Source organism: Streptomyces xinghaiensis S187, from assembly GCF_000220705.2.
Taxonomy (GTDB): domain Bacteria; phylum Actinomycetota; class Actinomycetes; order Streptomycetales; family Streptomycetaceae; genus Streptomyces; species Streptomyces xinghaiensis.
Window position 1 is genome coordinate 1,481,093 of sequence record NZ_CP023202.1, and the last position, 18,438, is coordinate 1,499,530.

Consider the following 18,438-nt stretch of genomic DNA (forward strand, 5'->3'; position numbering starts at 1 on the left):
GTCCCCTTCTCCCCCGCGTCCCGCCCGGCCGCGCGCCGCTTGCCGCCGGTATCTCCCCGGTATCCCACCGTGACCGCATCGGAACCGCGGACCGGCAACCCGGCCCCCGCCCACCCCGTCAGAAGGGCGACATCATCGAACACTCCTGGGGGGACCAGCGATGACAGACCCGATACGGCCCATACCGGAGCGCCCGGAGCGCCCGGAGAGCCCGGGAAGCCGCGCCGGAGGCGGCCGGCGCGGCAGGAGCCGGCGGCGCCGGCCGGCCCGCGCCGCGGTGGCGGCGGCCGTTCTGCTCACGGCCCTGCTCGGCGCCGCGGGCTGCGGCAGCGGTGGCGGTGCCGACGGCAAGTCGGCCGCGGACGCCCCCGCGGAGCAGCGGGACGGGGGCGCCGGCAGCGCGGCGGACGGCCCGGCCGCCGGGGAGGCCGGAGCCGGGGACCGCGCCGCACAGCCGGGCGGTACGGAGGACGCCGCCGGCCCGGCCTCCCCGGGGGACACGCGCCGGACGCCCGCGTCCGTGCCCGCGCACGTCATCCGCACGGCGACCCTCACCGTCCGCGTCGAGGACGTGCCGTCCGCGCTCGACACGGCCCGTACGGCGGCGGAGAACGCGGGCGGCTACGTCAGCGACGAGACGACGGACCGCGACTCCGACGGCCGCGAACGGTCGCGTCTCGTGCTGCGGGTCCCCCAGGAGAAGTACACGGACGTGCTGGAGAAGCTGGCCGGCACGGGCAAGCTCCTCGAACGGAAGGTCGACGCGCAGGACGTCACCGACCAGGTCGTCGACGTCGAGAGCCGCGTCAAGTCGCAGCGCGCGAGCGTCGCACGGGTGCGCGAGCTGATGGACCGGGCGGACAAACTCAGCGACATCGTCACGCTGGAGGGCGAACTGAGCACACGGCAGACGGAGTTGGAGGCTCTGCTCGCCCAGCGGGCGTCGCTGGAGAACCGTACGGCGATGGCCACCGTCACGCTGAGGCTGACCGAGACGGAGCGGGCGGAGAAGTCCGGGGACGAGCTCTCCTTCCCCGACGCCCTGGCGGGCGGCTGGCACGCCTTCACCACGGGGCTGCGGTGGCTGGCGGTGGCGGTGGGCGCCGTCCTGCCGTTCGTGGCGGCCCTGGCGCTGATCCTGCTGCTCGTCCGGCTGGCCGGGCGGCTGCTCCCGGACCGCGCCACCGGCCGGCCGCGCGGCCCGGCCGAGTCGGCGGAGTCCGCTGAGCCGGCGGCCGAGGCCGCGTCGCCGGCACCGGGCACGGGACCGGCGCCCTCGGGCCGGGCCGCGGAGGAGTAGACCGCCGCGGGGGGGCGCCGTGCACGGCGAACTGCGGGCCGGCCGGCGCCCCCGAATCCCCGCACGCGCGACGCGCGGAGCCGGAGCCGGGGACCCGCGGGCGGGCGCATCCATCCCCCGCCCGCCGGGCAGCCGCCCTACCGTGGGGGCGAACAGACGAAGCCCGGGCGAAAGGACACCGCATGGCGGCGCGGCGGATGCTCATCATCGGCGGAGACGCGGCCGGCATGTCCGCCGCGTCCCAGGCACGCCGGCTGAAGGGCCCGGACGAACTGGAGATCCTCGCCTTCGAGCGGTCCGCCTTCACCTCGTACTCCGCCTGCGGCATCCCGTACTGGGTCGGCGGCGTGGTCGACGGCCCGGAGGCCCTGGTGGCCCGGACCGCCGCCGAGCACCGGGCCCGCGGCATCGACCTCCGGATGCACACCGAGGTGACCGCGGTCGACACCGCGGCGCAGCGGGTGCGGGTGCGCGACCGGGAGGGCGGCGAGCGCTGGGAAGGGTTCGACGAGCTGGTCGTCGCCACCGGTGCCCGCCCCCTGCGGCCGGACATCCCCGGCATCGACGCGCCCGGCGTGCACGGGGTGCAGAACCTCGACGACGGCCGGGCGCTGCACGAGGCCCTCGGCAAGGACGCCGAGGGGCTGCGCGCCGTGGTCGTCGGCGCGGGCTACATCGGCGTGGAGATGGCCGAGGCCCTGGTGAACCGGGGCTGCCGGGTCACCGTGCTGGAGCAGGCCGAACAGCCCATGTCGACGCTCGACCCGGACATGGGGCGGATCGTCCACGAGGCGATGTGCGGGCTCGGCATCCACACCGTGACCGGCGCCGAGGTGACGGAGGTGCTCACCGGGGACGACGGCCGGGTCGCCGGCGTCCGCACCCGGGAGGAGCAGTACCCGGCCGATCTCGTGGTCCTGGGCCTCGGCGTCCGGCCCGAGACGCGGCTGGCCCGGGAGGCGGGGCTGCCGCTCGGCACGTCCGGCGGGCTCCTGACGGACCTCGCGATGCGGGTGCGCGGCGAGGAGAACATCTGGGCGGGCGGGGACTGCGTGGAAGTCCTCGATCTGGTGTCCGGCCGGACCCGGCACATCGCCCTCGGCACCCACGCCAACAAGCACGGGCAGGTCATCGGCAGCAACGTCGGCGGCGGCTACGCCACCTTCCCCGGTGTGGTCGGCACGGCGGTCAGCAAGGTCTGCGATCTGGAGATCGCCCGGACCGGACTGCTGGAGGCGCAGGCCCGGCAGGCCGGGCTGGACTTCGTCACGGTGACCATCGAGTCGACCAGCCGGGCGGGCTATTACCCCGGCGCCCGCCCCATGACGGTGAAGATGCTCGCCGAGCGGCGCACGGGGCGGCTGCTCGGCGTGCAGATCGTCGGGCGCGAGGGGGCCGGCAAGCGGGTCGACGTGGCGGCGGTCGCGCTGACCGCGGGCATGACGGTGGAGCAGATGACGGCCCTCGACCTGGGATACGCACCCCCGTTCTCCCCGGTCTGGGACCCGGTCCTGGTGGCCGCCCGCAAGGCGGCGGGAGCCGTGGCCGGGGACGTGCGGTCCCGCTGACGCACCGGCGGGCGACCGCGGCATCCGGAGATCTCCCGTTCCCCGCACGGGAGTTCCGGGCCCGCGGGTTCCCGGCGCGGCGGGTGCCGCCACTCGGCGATAATCGCCCCCATGCTCGAACGCACCCACGCACCACCGGCCGCCCGCCCCGGTGCCCTCCTCCTCCGCGAGCGCGCCGAGGCCGCGCTGCGGGACGCCGCACCGGCCCTCCTGGCCTACGCGGCGGTGCGGCTCACCGGTCTGCTGCTGCTCACCGTGCCGGCGGTGGCCACCGGCCGGGACGTCCTGGGCCTGCTCAGCAGACGCTGGGACGCCGTCTGGTACACGCGGATCGCCGAGCACGGCTACGGCTTCGAGATCGCGACCCCCGACGGCGTCCACTCCAACCTCGCCTTCTTCCCGCTGCTGCCGGCCCTGGAGCGGGTGCTGGCGGCCCTGACCCCGTTCGAGGCGGCCACCTCCGGCCTGCTGGCCGGCTGGCTCGCCTCCCTCGCCGCCGCCTGGGGCATCTACGCGGTCGGCGCCCGGCTCCGCGGCCCGGCCACCGGCGTCGTGCTGGCGGCGCTGTGGGGCGCGTATCCGACCGGTTTCGTCCAGTCGATGGCCTACACCGAGACGCTGTTCACGGCCTTCGCCGCCTGGTCCCTGTACGCGGTGCTGACCGGCCGCTGGCCCGCTGCGGGCGCCCTCGCCGTGCTGGCGGGGCTGACCCGCCCGACGGCGGCGGCGCTCGTCGCGGCCGTCGTCGTCCCGGCGGGCGTGGCCCTCGTCCGCGACTGGCGGGCCGGCATCCCGCCGGCCGTGCTGCTCCGCCTGCACCGGCCGATGCTGCTCGGCCTGCTGCTGGCCCCGCTGGGCTGGCTCTCCTACGTGCTCTACGTGGCGGCCCGCCGGGACGACCTGCTCGCCTACTTCGCGGTGCAGGAAGCGTGGGGCAACGGCTTCGACGGCGGCCGGGCCCTGGCGGGCTTCGCCGCGGAGACCCTGCGGTCGAACACCCTTGCGGGGCTCGGGCTGTGCGCGGCCCTCGCGCTGGTGTTCTGGCTGCTGCGGCTGTGCGTGCGGCAGCGCCAGCCGCTGCCGCTGCTGGTGTACTCGTTCGCCGTCGTCGCCGTCTCGCTGGCAGGCTCCGGGTACTTCGGCTCCCGGCCCCGGCTGATGATGCCCGCGTTCCCGCTGCTGCTGCCGGCGGCCGTGGTGGTGGCCCGGCAGCAGCCGGCGCGGGCGGCGCTGATCTGCGCCGTCGCGGCCGTGGCCTCGGGCGTCTACGGAGCCGTCACCCTGCTGGGCCCGGGCCCGCCGTGAGCGGGACACCGCCGGACCGCGCGCCGGCGGGTCCCGCCGACGCGGCCGGCGGCACGCGGGACACGGTCGCTCCGTCGCTCAGCGGGCGCTCCGGCCGTGGACGTACTCGACGAGCCGGGTCAGCGCGTCCGGGTCGGTCGAGGGCAGCACTCCGTGCCCGAGGTTGAAGATGTGGCCGGGCAGGTCCCGCGCCGCCTCCAGCACCTCGCCGGCCTTGGTCTCCACGACCTCCCGCGGCGCGAACAGCACCGCCGGGTCGAGATTGCCCTGCAGGGCCTTGCCGGGACCGACGCGCCGCGCGGCCTCGTCCATCGGCACCCGCCAGTCGACACCCACCACGTCGGCGCCGGCCTCGCCCATCAGCCCGAGCAGTTCGCCGGTGCCCACGCCGAAGTGGATCCGCGGCACACCGTGCCGGGCGACCGCGTCGAACACCTTGGCGGAGGCGGGCATCACCGAGCGCCGGTAGTCGGCGGGGGCGAGCGCGCCCACCCAGGAGTCGAAGAGCTGCACGGCCGAGGCCCCCGCCTCGATCTGCACGTCGAGGAAGGCGGCGGTGATGTCCGCGAGCCGGTCCAGCAGATCGGCCCAGAGCTCCGGGTCGCCGTACATGAGCGCCTTGGTGTGCTCGTGGTTGCGGGACGGGCCGCCCTCCACGAGATAGCTCGCCAGCGTGAACGGGGCCCCGGCGAAGCCGATCAGCGGCGTGGAGCCGAGTTCGCCGGTGAGCATGCCCACGGCCTCGGTCACGTACTTGACGTCGTCCGGCTCCAGCGGGCGCAGCCGCTCCAGGTCGGCGCGGGTCCGGACCGGCCGCTCGACGACCGGGCCGACGCCCGGCTTGATGTCGAGGTCGATGCCGATGGCCTTGAGCGGCACGACGATGTCGCTGAAGTAGATGGCCGCGTCGACCTTGTGCCGGCGGACGGGCTGGAGGGTGATCTCGGTGACCAGGTCGGGCCGCATGCAGGAGTCGAGCATGGCGATGCCCTCGCGGACCTTGAGGTACTCCGGCAGCGACCGTCCGGCCTGGCGCATGAACCAGACGGGGGTGTGCGGGACCGGCTCGCGCCGGCAGGCCCGCAGAAAGGCCGAGCCGGCGGTCCTGCCGCTCTGCTGCGGGCTCGTCATCGGGCCTCCCCGGCGGCGGCGGAACGGAGAGTCCGGGAGGGGGTCTCGCCCGCTCGGACCGAGCGGAGAGCTTGGGGAACGTCGTTGGCACTCACCCCCGAATCTTCGCACGCGGGCACCCGCGCGGATCCGCCCGCCCGCCTTTCCCCCCGCCCGGGTGTCCTCCGTGGCTGCGGGGCCCGTTCCGCCTAGTCTTCCCGGCATGGCTGCGGCTCAGGGACATCTTGCGGACGGTCCGGACAACGGGGGCGGGGACGAGGCACCGGCCGCGTTCCTCAGCGCGGTCGAGGGGCTGCGCGGCGCACGGCTGCGCCCCGAGCTGGAGGTCGCGGTGACCCGCGCCCCGGCCCGGCTCGCCCCGCACGCGTACGCGCTGGAGGCGGCGGTCGTCCAGGAGGACGAGGACCTCGCCGACGGCCGTCTGATCCTGCTGCACGACCCGGCCGGGCACGACGCCTGGCAGGGCACCTTCCGCCTGGTGACCCTGGTCCGGGCGGAGCTGGAGCCGGAGATGGCCGGCGACCCGCTGCTCCCCGAGGTGTGCTGGTCCTGGCTGACCGGCGCGTTCGAGGCCCGGGGCGTCGCCCACGAGGAACTGAGCGGGACGGTGACCCTGGCGGGTTCGCACTACTTCGGCGGCCTCGGCGACCGCCCCCCGGCCACCCAGATCGAGATCCGCGCCTCCTGGACCCCGCGCGAGGGCCGCGAGGGCGTACCGGACACGGCCGCGCACCTCACCGCCTGGTGTGAGCTGCTCTGCCAGATCGGCGGCCTGCCCCCGACGGGCGGCGTGGACGCGGCCGTGGTCACCCTCCCGCAGCGCCGGGGCCCGCGCGCCCGCTGAGCCGCGCCCGCCGAAACCGGCCGCTGTCCCGGGCGCCGCACCCGGGCAGCGCTCGTCCGGGACCCCGCACCGCCCGGATGCCGCCCCGCAGGCCCAGGTCTTCCCCGTCTCCCCCGTCTCCCGTGCCCCTTCCGCACCCCGGCCGTGTCAGCCGCCACGGCCCGCGCGGGATACCGCGGGCGCCCGCTCCCGGGCCGTCCCACGATCGAGCAGTCGTCCGAATTGCCCGAATTGTTACTCACTAAATCGTGATCATTCGCTAAAGACTCCCCCGAATGATGCCGAAGGACCAGGTGTCCCCCACGGGACGCAGCCCCCGGCTCACCCCCCATATCGAGCCCTTCCCCCGCACTCCCCAGCAGGAGGCCTGGTGTCCGTTCTTCTCGAGCAGCCCGCAAGCCTGGTCGCCTACCGTCCGAACAAGCCGACGGCCATGGTCGTCGTCGCCGACCCCCGCGTCCGCTCCACCGTCACCCGTCACCTCTGGGCGCTCGGAGTCCGGGACGTCATCGAGGCCTCCTCGATCGCGGAGGCCCGCCCCCGGGTCGCCAACCCCCGCGACATCTGCGTCGCCGACGTCCACCTCCCCGACGGCTCCGGTCTCACCCTGCTCTCCGAGACCCGCGCCGCGGGCTGGCCCAACGGCCTCGCCCTCTCCGCCGCCGACGACATCGGCGCCGTCCGCAACGCCCTCGCCGGCGGCGTCAAGGGTTACGTCGTCACCGGCACCCGCACCAACCTCGGCATCCCCGGGCGCCCCGGCGCCGTGCCCGTCGGCGCGGCGGCGGCCCGGATGCACCGCCGCCCGCCGGGCGCCCCCGGTCACCCGGGCGGCTACCGGGAGCTGTCCGGCCGCGAGGTCGAGGTGCTCCGGCTCGTCGCCGAGGGCCAGTCCAACAAGGCGATCGGCGTGTCCATGGGGCTCTCCGCCCTGACCGTCAAGAGCCACCTCGCCCGGATCGCGCGCAAGCTGGGCACCGGTGACCGCGCCGGCATGGTGGCCGTCGCCCTGCGCACCGGCATCATCCACTGACCCCCCTCCGCACCCCGCCTCCCGGCCTGCTCACGCCCGCCGACGGAACGTTCCGTCGGCGGGCGTCGGCCACTCATGGATACCCTGGTCCGGTGACCGACGCCCAAGAGACCGCAGAAGACCGCACACTGCGCATTCCCGGGGGCGCTCCCCCGGATGTTGCCGTCCACAGCGCGCCGGTTCCGCTACTGGATCCCCGTGAGGGCATCCCCCCGGTGACGGCCGACCCCGGAGAGCTGGAGCGGGTCGCCGCCGCCTTCGCCGCGGGCACCGGCCCCGTCGCCGTCGACGCCGAGCGCGCCTCGGGCTACCGCTACGGCCAGCGCGCCTACCTCGTCCAGCTGCGCCGCGAGGGTGCCGGCAGCGCCCTGATCGACCCGGTCGGCTGTCCCGACCTCTCCGTGCTCGGCGACGCCCTCGCCGATACCGAATGGGTGCTGCACGCCGCGAGCCAGGACCTCCCCTGCCTGCGGGAGATAGGCATGCGGCCGGCCCGGCTGTTCGACACCGAGCTGGCCGGGCGCCTCGCCGGCTTCGCCCGCGTGGGCCTCGGCGCCATGGTGGAAAAGGTGCTCGGCTTCGCCCTGGAGAAGGGCCACTCGGCCGTCGACTGGTCGACCCGTCCGCTCCCCGAGCCCTGGCTGCGGTACGCCGCGCTCGACGTCGAGCTGCTGGTGGATCTGCGGGACGCGCTGGAGGAGGAGCTCGACCGGCAGGGCAAGCTCGACTGGGCGCACCAGGAGTTCGGCGCCATCGCCGCCGCGCCCCCGCCGCCGCCGCGCAAGGACCCCTGGCGCCGCACCTCCGGAATGCACAAGGTGCGGCGGCGCCGCCAGATGGCGGTCGTCCGGGAGCTGTGGACGGCCCGGGACCGGATCGCGCAGCGCCGCGACGTGTCGCCCGGCAAGGTGCTGAGCGACACCGCCATCGTCGAGGCCGCGCTCGCGCTGCCGCAGAACGCGCAGGCGCTCGCCGCCCTCCCGGGCTTCGGGCACCGGATGGGCCGCAAGCAGCTGGAGCAGTGGCAGGCCGCCGTCGACCGGGCCCGCGCGCTCCCCGACGCGGAGCTGCCGCAGCCCGGGCAGGCCGTGACCGGACCGCCGCCGCCCCGCTCCTGGGCCGACAAGGACCCGGCCGCCGCGGCGCGGCTGTCGGCGGCGCGGGCGGCGGTGACCGCGCTCGCGGAGAGCCTGAACCTCCCGCAGGAGAACCTGATCACCCCGGACACGGTCCGCCGGCTCTGCTGGGAGCCGCCGGCCGGACAGAGCCCGGAGGCGGTCGCCGAGACGCTCGCCGGGCACGGCGCCCGGCCCTGGCAGATCGAGCTGACCGCGCCGCTGCTGGCGGGCGCCCTGTCGGCCGCTCCGCCGGAGTAGGACCGCGGGTCCGTGCACCGGGCCGGAGCACCGGGTCCGCGCGCCGGGTCCGGGGCCTTCCGGGTGGCGTTCTCCGGCCCGTACGGGGCCGGGGATCCGCGCGCGGGGGCGGCGTCCGGCGTGTGATCTCCGCCGCTCCGGCGGGCAGGGGTGGGCAGCCTGGTTACCCGCAAGTAGCATGGCGGGAGTCCGCCGTCCCCGCACGGCGGTGTGAGCCGCTGTCGCAGGCAGCCCCGCAGTGCCCGTTACGCATCAGGAGGAGAGCCAACGTGCCTCGTACCGCTAGGGATGTCGTCTTCGTCGACGGCGTCCGCACCCCGTTCGGCAAGGCGGGCCCGAAGGGCATCTACCACGAGACCCGGGCCGACGATCTCGTCGTCAAGTGCATCCGGGAGCTGCTGCGCCGCAACCCGGACCTGCCGCCGGAGCGCGTCGACGAGGTCGCCCTCGCCGCCACCACCCAGATCGGCGACCAGGGCCTGACCCTCGGCCGCACCGCCGCCCTGCTGTCCGGGCTGCCCCAGTCGGTGCCCGGCTACTCGATCGACCGGATGTGCGCCGGCGCGATGACCGCCGTCACCACCACCGCCGGCGGCATCGCCTTCGGCGGGTACGACATCGCGATCGCGGGCGGTGTCGAGCACATGGGCCGCCACCCGATGGGTGAGGGCGTCGACCCCAACCCGCGCTTCGTCTCCGAGAAGATCGTCGACCAGTCCGCCATGTTCATGGGCATGACGGCCGAGAACCTGCACGACCGGCTGCCGCACATCACCAAGCAGCGCGCCGACGAGTACGCGGCCCGCAGCCAGGAGAAGGCCGCCAAGGCCTACGCCGACGGCAACATCCAGGCCGACCTGGTGCCCGTCTCCGTCCGCCGCACCAACGCCGAGGCCGGCGAGACCGGCTGGGGCCTGGCGACCGCGGACGAGCCGATGCGGCCGGGCACGACCGTCGAGATGCTGGCCGGCCTGAAGACCCCGTTCCGCCCGCACGGCCGGGTGACCGCGGGCAACGCCGCCGGTCTCAACGACGGTGCCACCGCCTCGGTGATCGCCGCCGAGGACGTCGCGCGCGAGCTGGGCCTGCCGGTCAAGATGCGCATGGTGTCGTACTCCTTCGCGGGTGTGGAGCCCGAGGTCATGGGCATCGGCCCGGTGCCGGCCACGGAGAAGGCGCTGGCCAAGGCCGGGCTCTCGATCGGCGACATCGGCCTGTTCGAGATCAACGAGGCCTTCGCGGTCCAGGTGCTCTCGCTGCTGGACCACTACGGCATCGCGGACGACGACCCGCGCGTCAACCAGTACGGCGGCGCCATCGCGTTCGGCCACCCGCTGGCCTCCTCCGGCGTCCGGCTGATGACGCAGCTCGCCCGCCAGTTCGAGCAGCAGCCGCACGTCCGCTACGGCCTGACCACCATGTGCGTCGGCTTCGGCATGGGCGGCACCGTGATCTGGGAGAACCCGCACTTCGACGGAGGCAACAAGTGAGCACGACCGCTGAACTGCTCAAGGGAGCGGCCGAGCTGTTCCCCGACGAGGTCGTGACGCAGGCGCACGTGCGCCACCTCGACCTCCCCCAGGGCGCCGGGCGCTTCGCGCTCATCACCCTGGACAATGGCCTGGACCACACCAAGCCGACCACCATCGGCCCGCAGTCGCTGGCGAACCTGAACGCCGCCCTCGACCAGGTCGAGAAGGAGGCCGCCGCGGGCGAGATCAAGGGCGTCGGTGTCACCGGCAAGCCGTTCATCTTCGCCGTCGGCGCCGACCTCAAGGGCGTCGAGCTGCTGAAGCGCCGGGAGGACGCGCTCGCCATCGGCAAGGGCGGCCACGACGTCTTCAAGCGGCTCTCCGGCCTCTCCGTGCCGACCTTCGCCTACTACAACGGCGCCTCGATGGGCGGCGGTGTCGAGATCGGTCTGCACTGCTCCTACCGCACCGTCTCCACCGCCATCCCGGCCTTCTCCCTCCCCGAGGTCTTCCTCGGGCTGGTCCCCGGCTGGGGCGGCTGCGCGCTGCTGCCGAACCTCATCGGCGCCGACCGCGCGGTCAAGGTGATCATCGAGAACTCGCTCAACCAGAACAAGCAGCTCAAGGGCAAGCAGGTCTACGAGCTCGGGATCGCCGACGCGATCTTCGAGGGCGCGGACTTCCTGGAGCAGTCGCTGATCTGGACCGCGTCCGTGCTCAACGGGCAGCTGGAGGTCATCCGGCCCGACGTCGACCGCGGCGAGGCGTGGGACCAGGCCGTCGCGCGCGGCAAGGCGTTCGCCGACGGCAAGGTGCACGGTGCGGCCCCGGCCGCGTACCGCGCGCTGGACATCATCGCCAAGGTGAAGGACGGCGACGCGGCCGCCGGCTTCGACGCCGAGGACGAGGCCCTCGCCGACCTGATCATGGGCGGTGAGCTGCGCAGCGGCATTTATGCCTTCAACCTGGTGCAGAAGCGCGCCAAGCGCCCGGCCGGTGCCCCGGACAAGTCGCTGGCCCGCCCGGTCTCCAAGGTCGGCGTGGTCGGCGCGGGCCTGATGGCCTCGCAGCTGGCGCTGCTGTTCGCCCGCCGTCTGGAGGTGCCGGTCGTGCTGACCGACATCGACCAGGCGCGGGTCGACAAGGGCGTGGGCTACGTCCACGAGGAGATCGACAAGCTGCTGCTCAAGGGCCGCGTCAACCAGGACAAGGCGAACCGCCTCAAGGCCCTGGTCACCGGCTCCCTCGACAAGGCCGCCGCCTTCGGTGACGCGGACTTCGTCATCGAGGCCGTCTTCGAGGAGATGGGCGTCAAGCAGCAGGTGTTCGCCGAGGTCGAGGCGGTGGTCCCGGAGACGGCGATCCTCGCCACCAACACCTCCTCGCTCTCCGTCAGCGAGATGGCGTCGAAGCTGAAGCACCCGGAGCGGGTCGTCGGCTTCCACTTCTTCAACCCGGTCGCCGTGCTGCCGCTGCTGGAGATCGTCCGCGGCGAGCGGACCGACGACGCCTCGCTGGCCACGGCCTTCGCCGTCGCCAAGAAGCTGAAGAAGACCGCGGTGCTGGTGAAGGACGCCCCGGCGTTCGTCGTCAACCGCATCCTCACCCGCTTCATGGGCGAGATCCAGAACGTCATCGACGAGGGCACCCCGGTCGCGACCGCGGAGAAGGCCATCGAGCCGCTCGGCCTGCCGATGTCCCCGCTGGTGCTGCTGGAGCTGGTCGGCCCGGCCATCGGCCTGCACGTCTCCGAGACGCTGAACCGCGCCTTCCCGGAGCGGTTCACCGTCTCCGCGAACCTGGCCGCCGTCGTCAAGGCCGGCAAGCGCGGCTTCTACGTCTACGACTCCGGTAAGCCGGAGCTGGACCCGGAGGTCGCCGCGCTGCTGCAGCAGGGCGACACCGTCCTCACCGAGGAGCAGGTCCGCGACCGGGTGCTGGACGCCGTCGCACAGGAGATCGGCCTGATGCTGGACGAGGGTGTCGTCGCCGAGGCGCAGGACATCGACCTCTGCCTGATCACCGGCGCCGGCTGGCCCTTCCACCTGGGCGGCATCACGCCGTACCTGGACCGGGAGGGCGTCTCGGAGCGGGTCAACGGCAAGCGGTTCCTGGCCCCGGGCATCGCCAGCGTTCCCGAGTGATGAAGTGACGCGGTGACGCGGTGACGCGCCACGGTGTGTGAGCGGCGGGCCGGGCAGGAGGATCCCCTCCTGCCCGGCCCGTTCGCCGTACCGGCCGGACCGCGCGGCTGCCCCCGGCGGGTGCGGGGCCCCGCCCGGCCGAGCGGGCGGCCGGCCGAGCGGGCGGGCGGGCGGGCGGGGGAACTGGGGCTCATGGGGCGGGAGTTGCGCATATGCTGCCCGGAGCGAGCACCATCCACCCAGGGCCGGCCGCCTCCCCCCACCCGACCCACCGCCCCGTCCCACGGGCGTCGCACCGGAGGAGCACCCGGCCATGCCGCACACCACCACGGACACCGGCCCGCAGGACGCGGACGGAACGGACCGGACCGGCGCCGGGGAGGAACCCGAGCGCGGGCGGAAGGCAGGGCGCCGCCTCCGTCCGGCCGTCCTCGTCCCGCTGGTGCTGCTGGCCCTTCTGCTGGGCCTGGGCGGCACCGCCTGGTGGCTGTACCGGGGCCTCGACGCGAATCTGGCGAACGTCGACATCGACAAGGCGCTCGGTGACGACCGCCCGGAGAAGCTGCCGACGAGCGGCCGCAACATCCTGGTCCTCGGCTCGGACTCGCGGGCCGGGGACAACGCCGCCCTCGACGGGGGCAAGGCCCCCGGAGCCCGCTCCGACACCGCTCTCGTCGTCCACATACCCGAGGGGCGGAACCGGGCCACGGCGGTGAGCATCCCCCGCGACACCCTGGTGAACCGCCCCGCGTGCGAGACCTCCGCGGGCCGGCCGCTCCCCGGGGCGCGCCGCGTGATGTTCAACTCGGTCTACGCGCAAGCCGGTCCGGCCTGTGTGGTGAAGACGGTCGAGCGGATGTCCGGGATCCGCATGGACCACTATGTGGAGATCGACTTCGCCGGGTTCCGGGACATCGTGGACGCCCTGGGCGGGGTCACCGTCACCACGGACCGCGCCATCGACGACAGGGCCACCGGCCTCCGGCTCGACGCGGGCACCCACCGGCTGGACGGCGAGGACGCGCTGCGGTTCGTCCGTACCCGGTACGGCGTCGGGGACGGCAGCGACCTGGGGCGCATCGGGCTGCAGCAGCAGTTCCTGATGGCGCTGCTCACCGAGATCAAGCGGCAGGAGATCCTGACCAGCCCGGCCAAGCTCTACAAGGTCGCGGACGCGGCGACCGCCTCCCTCACCACGGACACCGCCATCGGCTCCCTGACCGGCCTCGCGGACTTCGGCCGCAGCCTCCAGGGCATCGACCCGGCCGCCATGGAGACGATCACGCTGCCCGTCGTCCCCGACCGGCGGGACCCCAACCGCGTCGTGCCCGTACAGCCCCGGGCGGACGAGCTGTGGAAGGCCCTGCGGACCGGCGCGGCCGTACCGGAGCCGGCCGAGCGGTCGCCCGACACCGGGAGTCCGACGGGCTGAACCGCCCGCCCCCGCGCGCCCGCCCGCTCGCCGCACACGGCAGGGGAGTTCAGGTCCGGGCGCCTCGGCCTCTCCGGACCACACCCGCGGGCGGCTCCCCGCGGACGGCCGGTGCGGCAAACGGGCCCGGGCCCGCCTCCGTCCGAGCGCCCGGCTCCGGGAGCCCGGCGGCTCCGGCCCGGCCCGTCCCGGCCGGTCAGTAGTCGTACTCCTCCGGGGGCTCCTCGTCCCAGAAGCCGGGCGGGTCGTCACCGGCCGGGGCCGGCCGGGCCTCCGCGGTGGACGCCGCCGGGTCCGCGGAAGCGGGAGCCGGAGCGGGGGGCGCCGCCGCCGCTGCCCGCGGTGCGGCGTCCGAGGCGGCCTCCGCGGCCGTCCCCGGGCCGTCGGCGAGCAGGTCCAGGATCTGCTGCCCGTACTTGGCCAGCTTGTTCTCGCCGACGCCGCTCACCGTACCCAGCTCGGCCGGGCTCCCCGGGGCCGCGGTCGCGATGGCGCGCAGCGTCGCGTCGTGGAAGATGACGTACGCGGGCACGCCCTGCTCCTTGGCCGTGGCGGCCCGCCAGGCGCGCAGCCGCTCGAACACCGGCACCGCCTCCTCCGGCAGATCCGCGGGCGCGGCGGCGGCCCGCCGCCCGGAGGACGGGCTCTTCGCCGCCTTGGCCGCCGGGCGCTCCGGTTCCCGCCGCAGCCGGACCTCGCGCCGCCCGCCCAGCACCTCGGCGCTGGTGCCGGTCAGGACGAGCGTGCCGTAGTCGCCCTCGACGGCGAGCAGGCCCTGGGCGAGCAACTGGCGTACCACGCCCCGCCATTCGGCCTCGCTCAGCTCGGTGCCGATGCCGAACACGGACAGGGTGTCGTGGTCGTGCTGGATGACCTTGGCGGTCTTCCGGCCGAGCAGGATGTCCACGATCTGGCCGGCGCCGAACTTCTGCCGCCGCTCCCGCTGCAGCCGGACGACGGTGGAGAGGACCTTCTGGGCCGGGACCGTGCCGTCCAGGGACTCGGGCGGGGTGAGGCAGGTGTCGCAGTTGCCGCAGGCGGCGCTCTTCTCGCCGAAGTAGTCCAGCAGGAAGACGCGGCGGCACCCGGCCGTCTCGCAGAGCGCGAGCATCGCGTCGACGTGGGCGCGCAGCATCCGGCGGTGCGCCTCGTCGCCCTCGGAGGTCTCGATCATCTTGCGCTGCTGGACGACGTCCTGGAGGCCGTAGGCCAGCCAGGCGGTGGACGGCAGGCCGTCCCGGCCGGCGCGGCCCGTCTCCTGGTAGTACCCCTCGACGGACTTGGGCAGGTCGAGATGGGCCACGAAGCGCACATCGGGCTTGTCGATGCCCATGCCGAAGGCGATCGTGGCGACCACCACCACGCCGTCCTCCCGCAGGAAGCGCGCCTGGTTGGCCGCGCGGACCCCGGCGTCGAGCCCCGCGTGGTACGGCACGGCCTCGATGCCGTTGCGCACGAGGAACTCGGCGGTCTTCTCCACGGAGGCGCGGGAGAGGCAGTAGACGATGCCCGCGTCACCGGCGTGCTCGGTGCGCAGCAGCTGCAGCAGCTGCTTCTTCGGGTCGTTCTTGGGCGCGATGCGGTACTGGATGTTGGGGCGGTCGAAGCTCGCCACGAAGTGCCGGGCACCGCGGAGGCTCAGCCGGTCCGCGATCTCGCCGTGGGTGGCCTCGGTGGCCGTCGCGGTGAGCGCGATCCGCGGCACGTCCGGCCAGCGCTCGTGCAGGGCGGAGAGCGCGAGGTAGTCGGGGCGGAAGTCGTGGCCCCACTGGGCGACGCAGTGCGCCTCGTCGATGGCGAAGAGGGAGACGGTGCCGCGGTCGAGCAGGCTCATGGTGGCCTCGCCGCGCAGCCGCTCCGGAGCCAGATAGAGCAGGTCGAGCTCGCCCGCGAGGAACTCGGCCTCGACCAGGCGCCGCTCGTCCAGGTCCTGCGTGGAGTTGAGGAACCCGGCCCGCACCCCGAGGGCCCGGAGGGCGTCCACCTGGTCCTGCATCAGGGCGATCAGCGGTGAGACGACGACCCCGGTGCCCGGCCGCACCAGCGCGGGGATCTGGTAGCAGAGCGACTTCCCGCCGCCGGTCGGCATCAGCACGAGGGCGTCGCCGCCCGCGACCACATGGTCGATGATCTCCTGCTGCGGCCCCCGGAAGGAGTCGTAGCCGAAGACCTTGCGCAGGACGCGCAGCGCCTCGCTGCCGTCGTCGCCGCTGTCGGGACGGATGGGGTCGCCGGTGCCGGTGGTGTCGTCGAGGGCGGTCATCCGGGCAGTCTACGAGGACGTGCGGGGGCGGCGCGGCGCCTGTGGACAACCCGGGAGACCGGCGGTGGGGCTCCGCCGCGGCCCGGGCCCGCCCCGGCCCGGGGCCGCCGCGCGGGCGGGCACCGCGCCACACTGGGGGGCATGACTCCCGCACTGGTCGTCGTGGACGCCGCCAACGTCGTCGGATCCGTACCGGACGGCTGGTGGCGCGACCGCCGGGCCGCCGCCGGGCGGCTGCGCGACGCGCTGGCCGGGTACGGGCAGGACGGTCTGCCGGAGGCGGCGGGCCTGCCGCCGTGGACGGCCGAGCCGCCTCTGGAGGTGGTGCTCGTCGTGGAGGGCGCGGCCCGGGGCCTGCCGTCGGTGCCGGGGGTGCGGGTCGAGTCGGCCCCCGGCAGCGGGGACGACCGGATCGTGGAGCTGGTCGGCGAGGAGGCCCCGGCGTCCTCCGGCCGGCCCTGCCTGGTGGTGACGGCGGACCGCGAACTGCGCCGCCGGGTCACCGCCCTGGGCGCGGTCTGCGCGGGCCCGCGTACCGTCCGCCCGGGGGCGGGCGGCGGCACCGGACGGGGCGCCGCGACGGAACCGGAGCGGCCGCCGGGGACCACGGGAGCGCAGCGGACGGACGGCCGCGCCCGGGGGGACACCCCCGGCGCGTAGGTGTCCCCGCCCCTCCGGACGAGGGTCCGGCGGGGGCCGGTTCGTCCGCACGGATTCCTCGTCCCGCTTCCCCGGGCTCCCGCACACCGTCGCCGGAACAGCGGGCGGGCCCCGGGGGACGAGCCGGGAGCCGGCCCCGCGAGGGGCTTCCGGGCGTCGTGCCGCGGCCCCGGAGCCGGCCCGTGCGCGGCCGCTCAGGCGTGGGTGACGCGCCGCGCGGCATCGAGGGCCGCCTCCGTGTCGGCGGCGGCCAGGTCGGCGTTCATATGGGCCCCGGCCAGGGCGCCGGCCGCGGCCGAGGCGCCGACCTGCGCCATCGGCTCGGTGGCGTTGCCGGCCACCCACACACCGGGCACCTCGGTGGCGCCGGCCGTACCTCCGGCGACGTGGCGGCCCATGCCGCCGGGCAGATCCCGCGTCGGCAGCGCCAGCTCCTCCAAGCCCTCGGTGCGGGCCAGCAGAGTGGTCACCACCGCGAGAACCCGCCGCGGCACGACCTGTCCGTCGCTCAGGCGAACGCCCGCGATGGAGCCGTCCTCACCGGTCACGACCTCGGTCACCGGGGTGTCGACGACGCGGACACCCCGGGCGGCGAGGCGGGCGCGGGTGCCCTCGTCCAGTTCGGTGCCGCGGGAGAAGTAGACCAGGTCGTCGGTCAACTGGCGGAACAACAGCGCGTGGTGGACGGAGGCCGGACCGGCCGCCAGGATCCCGATGGGCTCGTCGCGCACCTCCCAGCCGTGGCAGTAGGGGCAGTGCACCACGCCGCGTCCCCAGTGCCCGGCGAGCCCGGGTACGTCGGGCAGCACGTCGCGCAGTCCGGTGGCGACCAGCAGGCGGCGCGCCCGCAGCGTCCCGCCGCCCGCCAGGGTGACGGCGAAGCGCGGGTCGCCCCCGGCGGACGGCGCGGCGGGGCGGGCGGAGACCACGTCGCCGGCCACGACCAGGCCGCCGTAGCGGCGCACCTCTTCACGGCCTCTCCGCAGCAGCTCGGCGGGCGGTGTGCCGTCCAGGCCGAGCAGTCCGTGGACGCCCTCGGCCGGGGCGTTGCGCGGGGTGCCGCTGTCGATCACGACCACCGAACGGCGCGAGCGGGCGAGCATCAGCGCGCCGTTCAGGCCCGCCGCTCCCCCGCCGATCACCACGGCGTCGACGGTCTCGTCCGGCAGCTTGTCGGTCGCGTGCGCGGCGGTGGTTCCAGGCATGGCGTCGTCCCTCTCCTCGACGGGCCCCGCTCGTTGCGGGGCCCTGCACGGACGACGGTAGGCATCTATTGCCGCTTCGGCATACCATATTGCTCATGACGCAAAACGAAGGCGAGTTGGAGAGCCTGGTGCGCAAGCGGATCCGCGCCCTGCGCGTCGCGCAGGGCTGGTCCCTGGAGGATCTGGCCACGCGCGCCCGGGTCAGCCAGTCCACCCTCTCCCGCATCGAGAACGGGCAGCGCCGTCTCGCCCTGGACCAGCTCGTCACCCTCGCGCGGGCCCTGGACACCTCCGTCGACCAGCTCGTCGCGACCGCCACCGAGGACGTCGTGACCAATCCGGTGATCGACAGCGCCCACACCCAGAAGCGCTGGTCCGTCAAGGCCGACCCCGGGATGATCGTCGTGCGCCAGCGCCTGACGAACCCGCCGCCGGACAGCCCTTCCCGGATGCGCGCCCACCCCGGCCGCGAATGGCTGGTCGTCCTCTCCGGCACCGCGGTCCTGATGCTGGGCAACCGGCGCTTCCGCGTCGAGACCGACCAGGCCGCCGAGTTCCCCACGATGCTCCCGCACGCCTTCGGCGCCGAGGGCGGACCGTGCGAGATCCTGGGCATCTTCGACCGCGACGCCCGCCGCGGCCACCAGCGCGGCGAGGAGACGGGCAACGACGGCCGGCCCGTCCCGTGAGGGCGAGCCGCTTGCG

Annotated in this window: 13 protein-coding genes and 1 pseudogene; 11 read left to right on the forward strand and 3 right to left on the reverse strand. The window is 74.9% G+C overall.

All coding sequences use genetic code 11. The features are described 5' to 3' along the window. Window positions 1-160: 160 nt before the first annotated feature. The 3 genes from SXIN_RS06265 (at window position 161) to SXIN_RS06275 (ending at window position 4,173) form a co-directional block, all read left to right on the forward strand. On the forward strand, window positions 161-1,300 hold the full coding sequence (locus SXIN_RS06265; protein ID WP_095756715.1) for a DUF4349 domain-containing protein: 1,140 nt from the start codon (window positions 161-163) through the stop codon (window positions 1,298-1,300). Between the two features lie 182 nt (window positions 1,301-1,482). After that, complete coding sequence (locus SXIN_RS06270) at window positions 1,483-2,868, forward strand: FAD-dependent oxidoreductase (protein ID WP_019711050.1); 1,386 nt, start codon at window positions 1,483-1,485, stop codon at window positions 2,866-2,868. Between the two features lie 111 nt (window positions 2,869-2,979). Further along, window positions 2,980-4,173 carry a hypothetical protein gene (locus tag SXIN_RS06275; RefSeq protein ID WP_107501138.1) on the forward strand — a complete coding sequence of 398 codons (1,194 nt, stop codon included), beginning with the start codon at window positions 2,980-2,982 and terminating at the stop codon, window positions 4,171-4,173. Between the two features lie 78 nt (window positions 4,174-4,251). On the opposite strand, the gene hemE is transcribed toward SXIN_RS06275, so the two are convergent. Beyond that, window positions 4,252-5,304: a uroporphyrinogen decarboxylase gene (hemE, locus tag SXIN_RS06280; RefSeq protein WP_019706414.1), complete on the reverse strand. Its 1,053-nt coding sequence runs from the start codon at window positions 5,302-5,304 to the stop codon at window positions 4,252-4,254. Window positions 5,305-5,506: 202 nt separating this feature from the next. Here hemE and SXIN_RS06285 point away from each other — a divergent pair, with 202 nt between their 5' ends. The 6 genes from SXIN_RS06285 (at window position 5,507) to SXIN_RS06310 (ending at window position 13,605) form a co-directional block, all read left to right on the forward strand. Then, entirely contained in the window at window positions 5,507-6,148 is a 642-nt protein-coding gene (locus SXIN_RS06285) for a DUF3000 domain-containing protein (RefSeq protein WP_095756716.1), read from the forward strand. Window positions 6,149-6,518: 370 nt separating this feature from the next. After that, entirely contained in the window at window positions 6,519-7,181 is a 663-nt protein-coding gene (locus SXIN_RS06290; RefSeq protein WP_030544346.1) for a response regulator transcription factor, read from the forward strand. Window positions 7,182-7,273: 92 nt separating this feature from the next. Continuing rightward, a complete protein-coding gene (locus SXIN_RS06295; RefSeq protein WP_095756717.1) occupies window positions 7,274-8,557 on the forward strand; it encodes a ribonuclease D in 1,284 nt (427 codons plus the stop codon). 269 nt (window positions 8,558-8,826) lie between these two features. Further along, window positions 8,827-10,047 (forward strand): thiolase family protein, encoded by a 1,221-nt coding sequence (locus SXIN_RS06300; protein ID WP_019711052.1) that lies wholly within the window; start codon window positions 8,827-8,829, stop codon window positions 10,045-10,047. Next, the gene (locus SXIN_RS06305; RefSeq protein WP_019711053.1) at window positions 10,044-12,173 is read left to right on the forward strand and encodes a 3-hydroxyacyl-CoA dehydrogenase NAD-binding domain-containing protein; all 2,130 of its coding nucleotides are present in this window, start codon (window positions 10,044-10,046) and stop codon (window positions 12,171-12,173) included. Before SXIN_RS06300 ends, SXIN_RS06305 begins: the two co-directional genes overlap by 4 nt. Before the next feature lie 313 nt (window positions 12,174-12,486). After that, window positions 12,487-13,605 carry an LCP family protein gene (locus tag SXIN_RS06310; protein ID WP_019706277.1) on the forward strand — a complete coding sequence of 373 codons (1,119 nt, stop codon included), beginning with the start codon at window positions 12,487-12,489 and terminating at the stop codon, window positions 13,603-13,605. Window positions 13,606-13,801: 196 nt separating this feature from the next. Here the strand turns inward: SXIN_RS06310 and recQ are convergent, their stop codons facing one another. Then, a complete protein-coding gene (recQ, locus tag SXIN_RS06315) occupies window positions 13,802-15,868 on the reverse strand; it encodes a DNA helicase RecQ (RefSeq protein WP_095756718.1) in 2,067 nt (688 codons plus the stop codon). Between the two features lie 141 nt (window positions 15,869-16,009). Here recQ and SXIN_RS06320 point away from each other — a divergent pair. Continuing rightward, window positions 16,010-16,414: pseudogene (locus SXIN_RS06320) on the forward strand (NTP pyrophosphohydrolase); the annotation flags it as partial. A 308-nt stretch (window positions 16,415-16,722) separates the two neighbouring features. On the opposite strand, the gene SXIN_RS06325 reads toward SXIN_RS06320, so the two are convergent. Beyond that, the gene (locus tag SXIN_RS06325) at window positions 16,723-17,733 is read right to left on the reverse strand and encodes an NAD(P)/FAD-dependent oxidoreductase (RefSeq protein WP_095756719.1); all 1,011 of its coding nucleotides are present in this window, start codon (window positions 17,731-17,733) and stop codon (window positions 16,723-16,725) included. 95 nt (window positions 17,734-17,828) lie between these two features. Between SXIN_RS06325 and SXIN_RS06330 the strand changes: the two genes are divergently transcribed. After that, window positions 17,829-18,422 (forward strand): helix-turn-helix domain-containing protein, encoded by a 594-nt coding sequence (locus SXIN_RS06330; RefSeq protein ID WP_039823513.1) that lies wholly within the window; start codon window positions 17,829-17,831, stop codon window positions 18,420-18,422. Window positions 18,423-18,438: the final 16 nt, after the last annotated feature.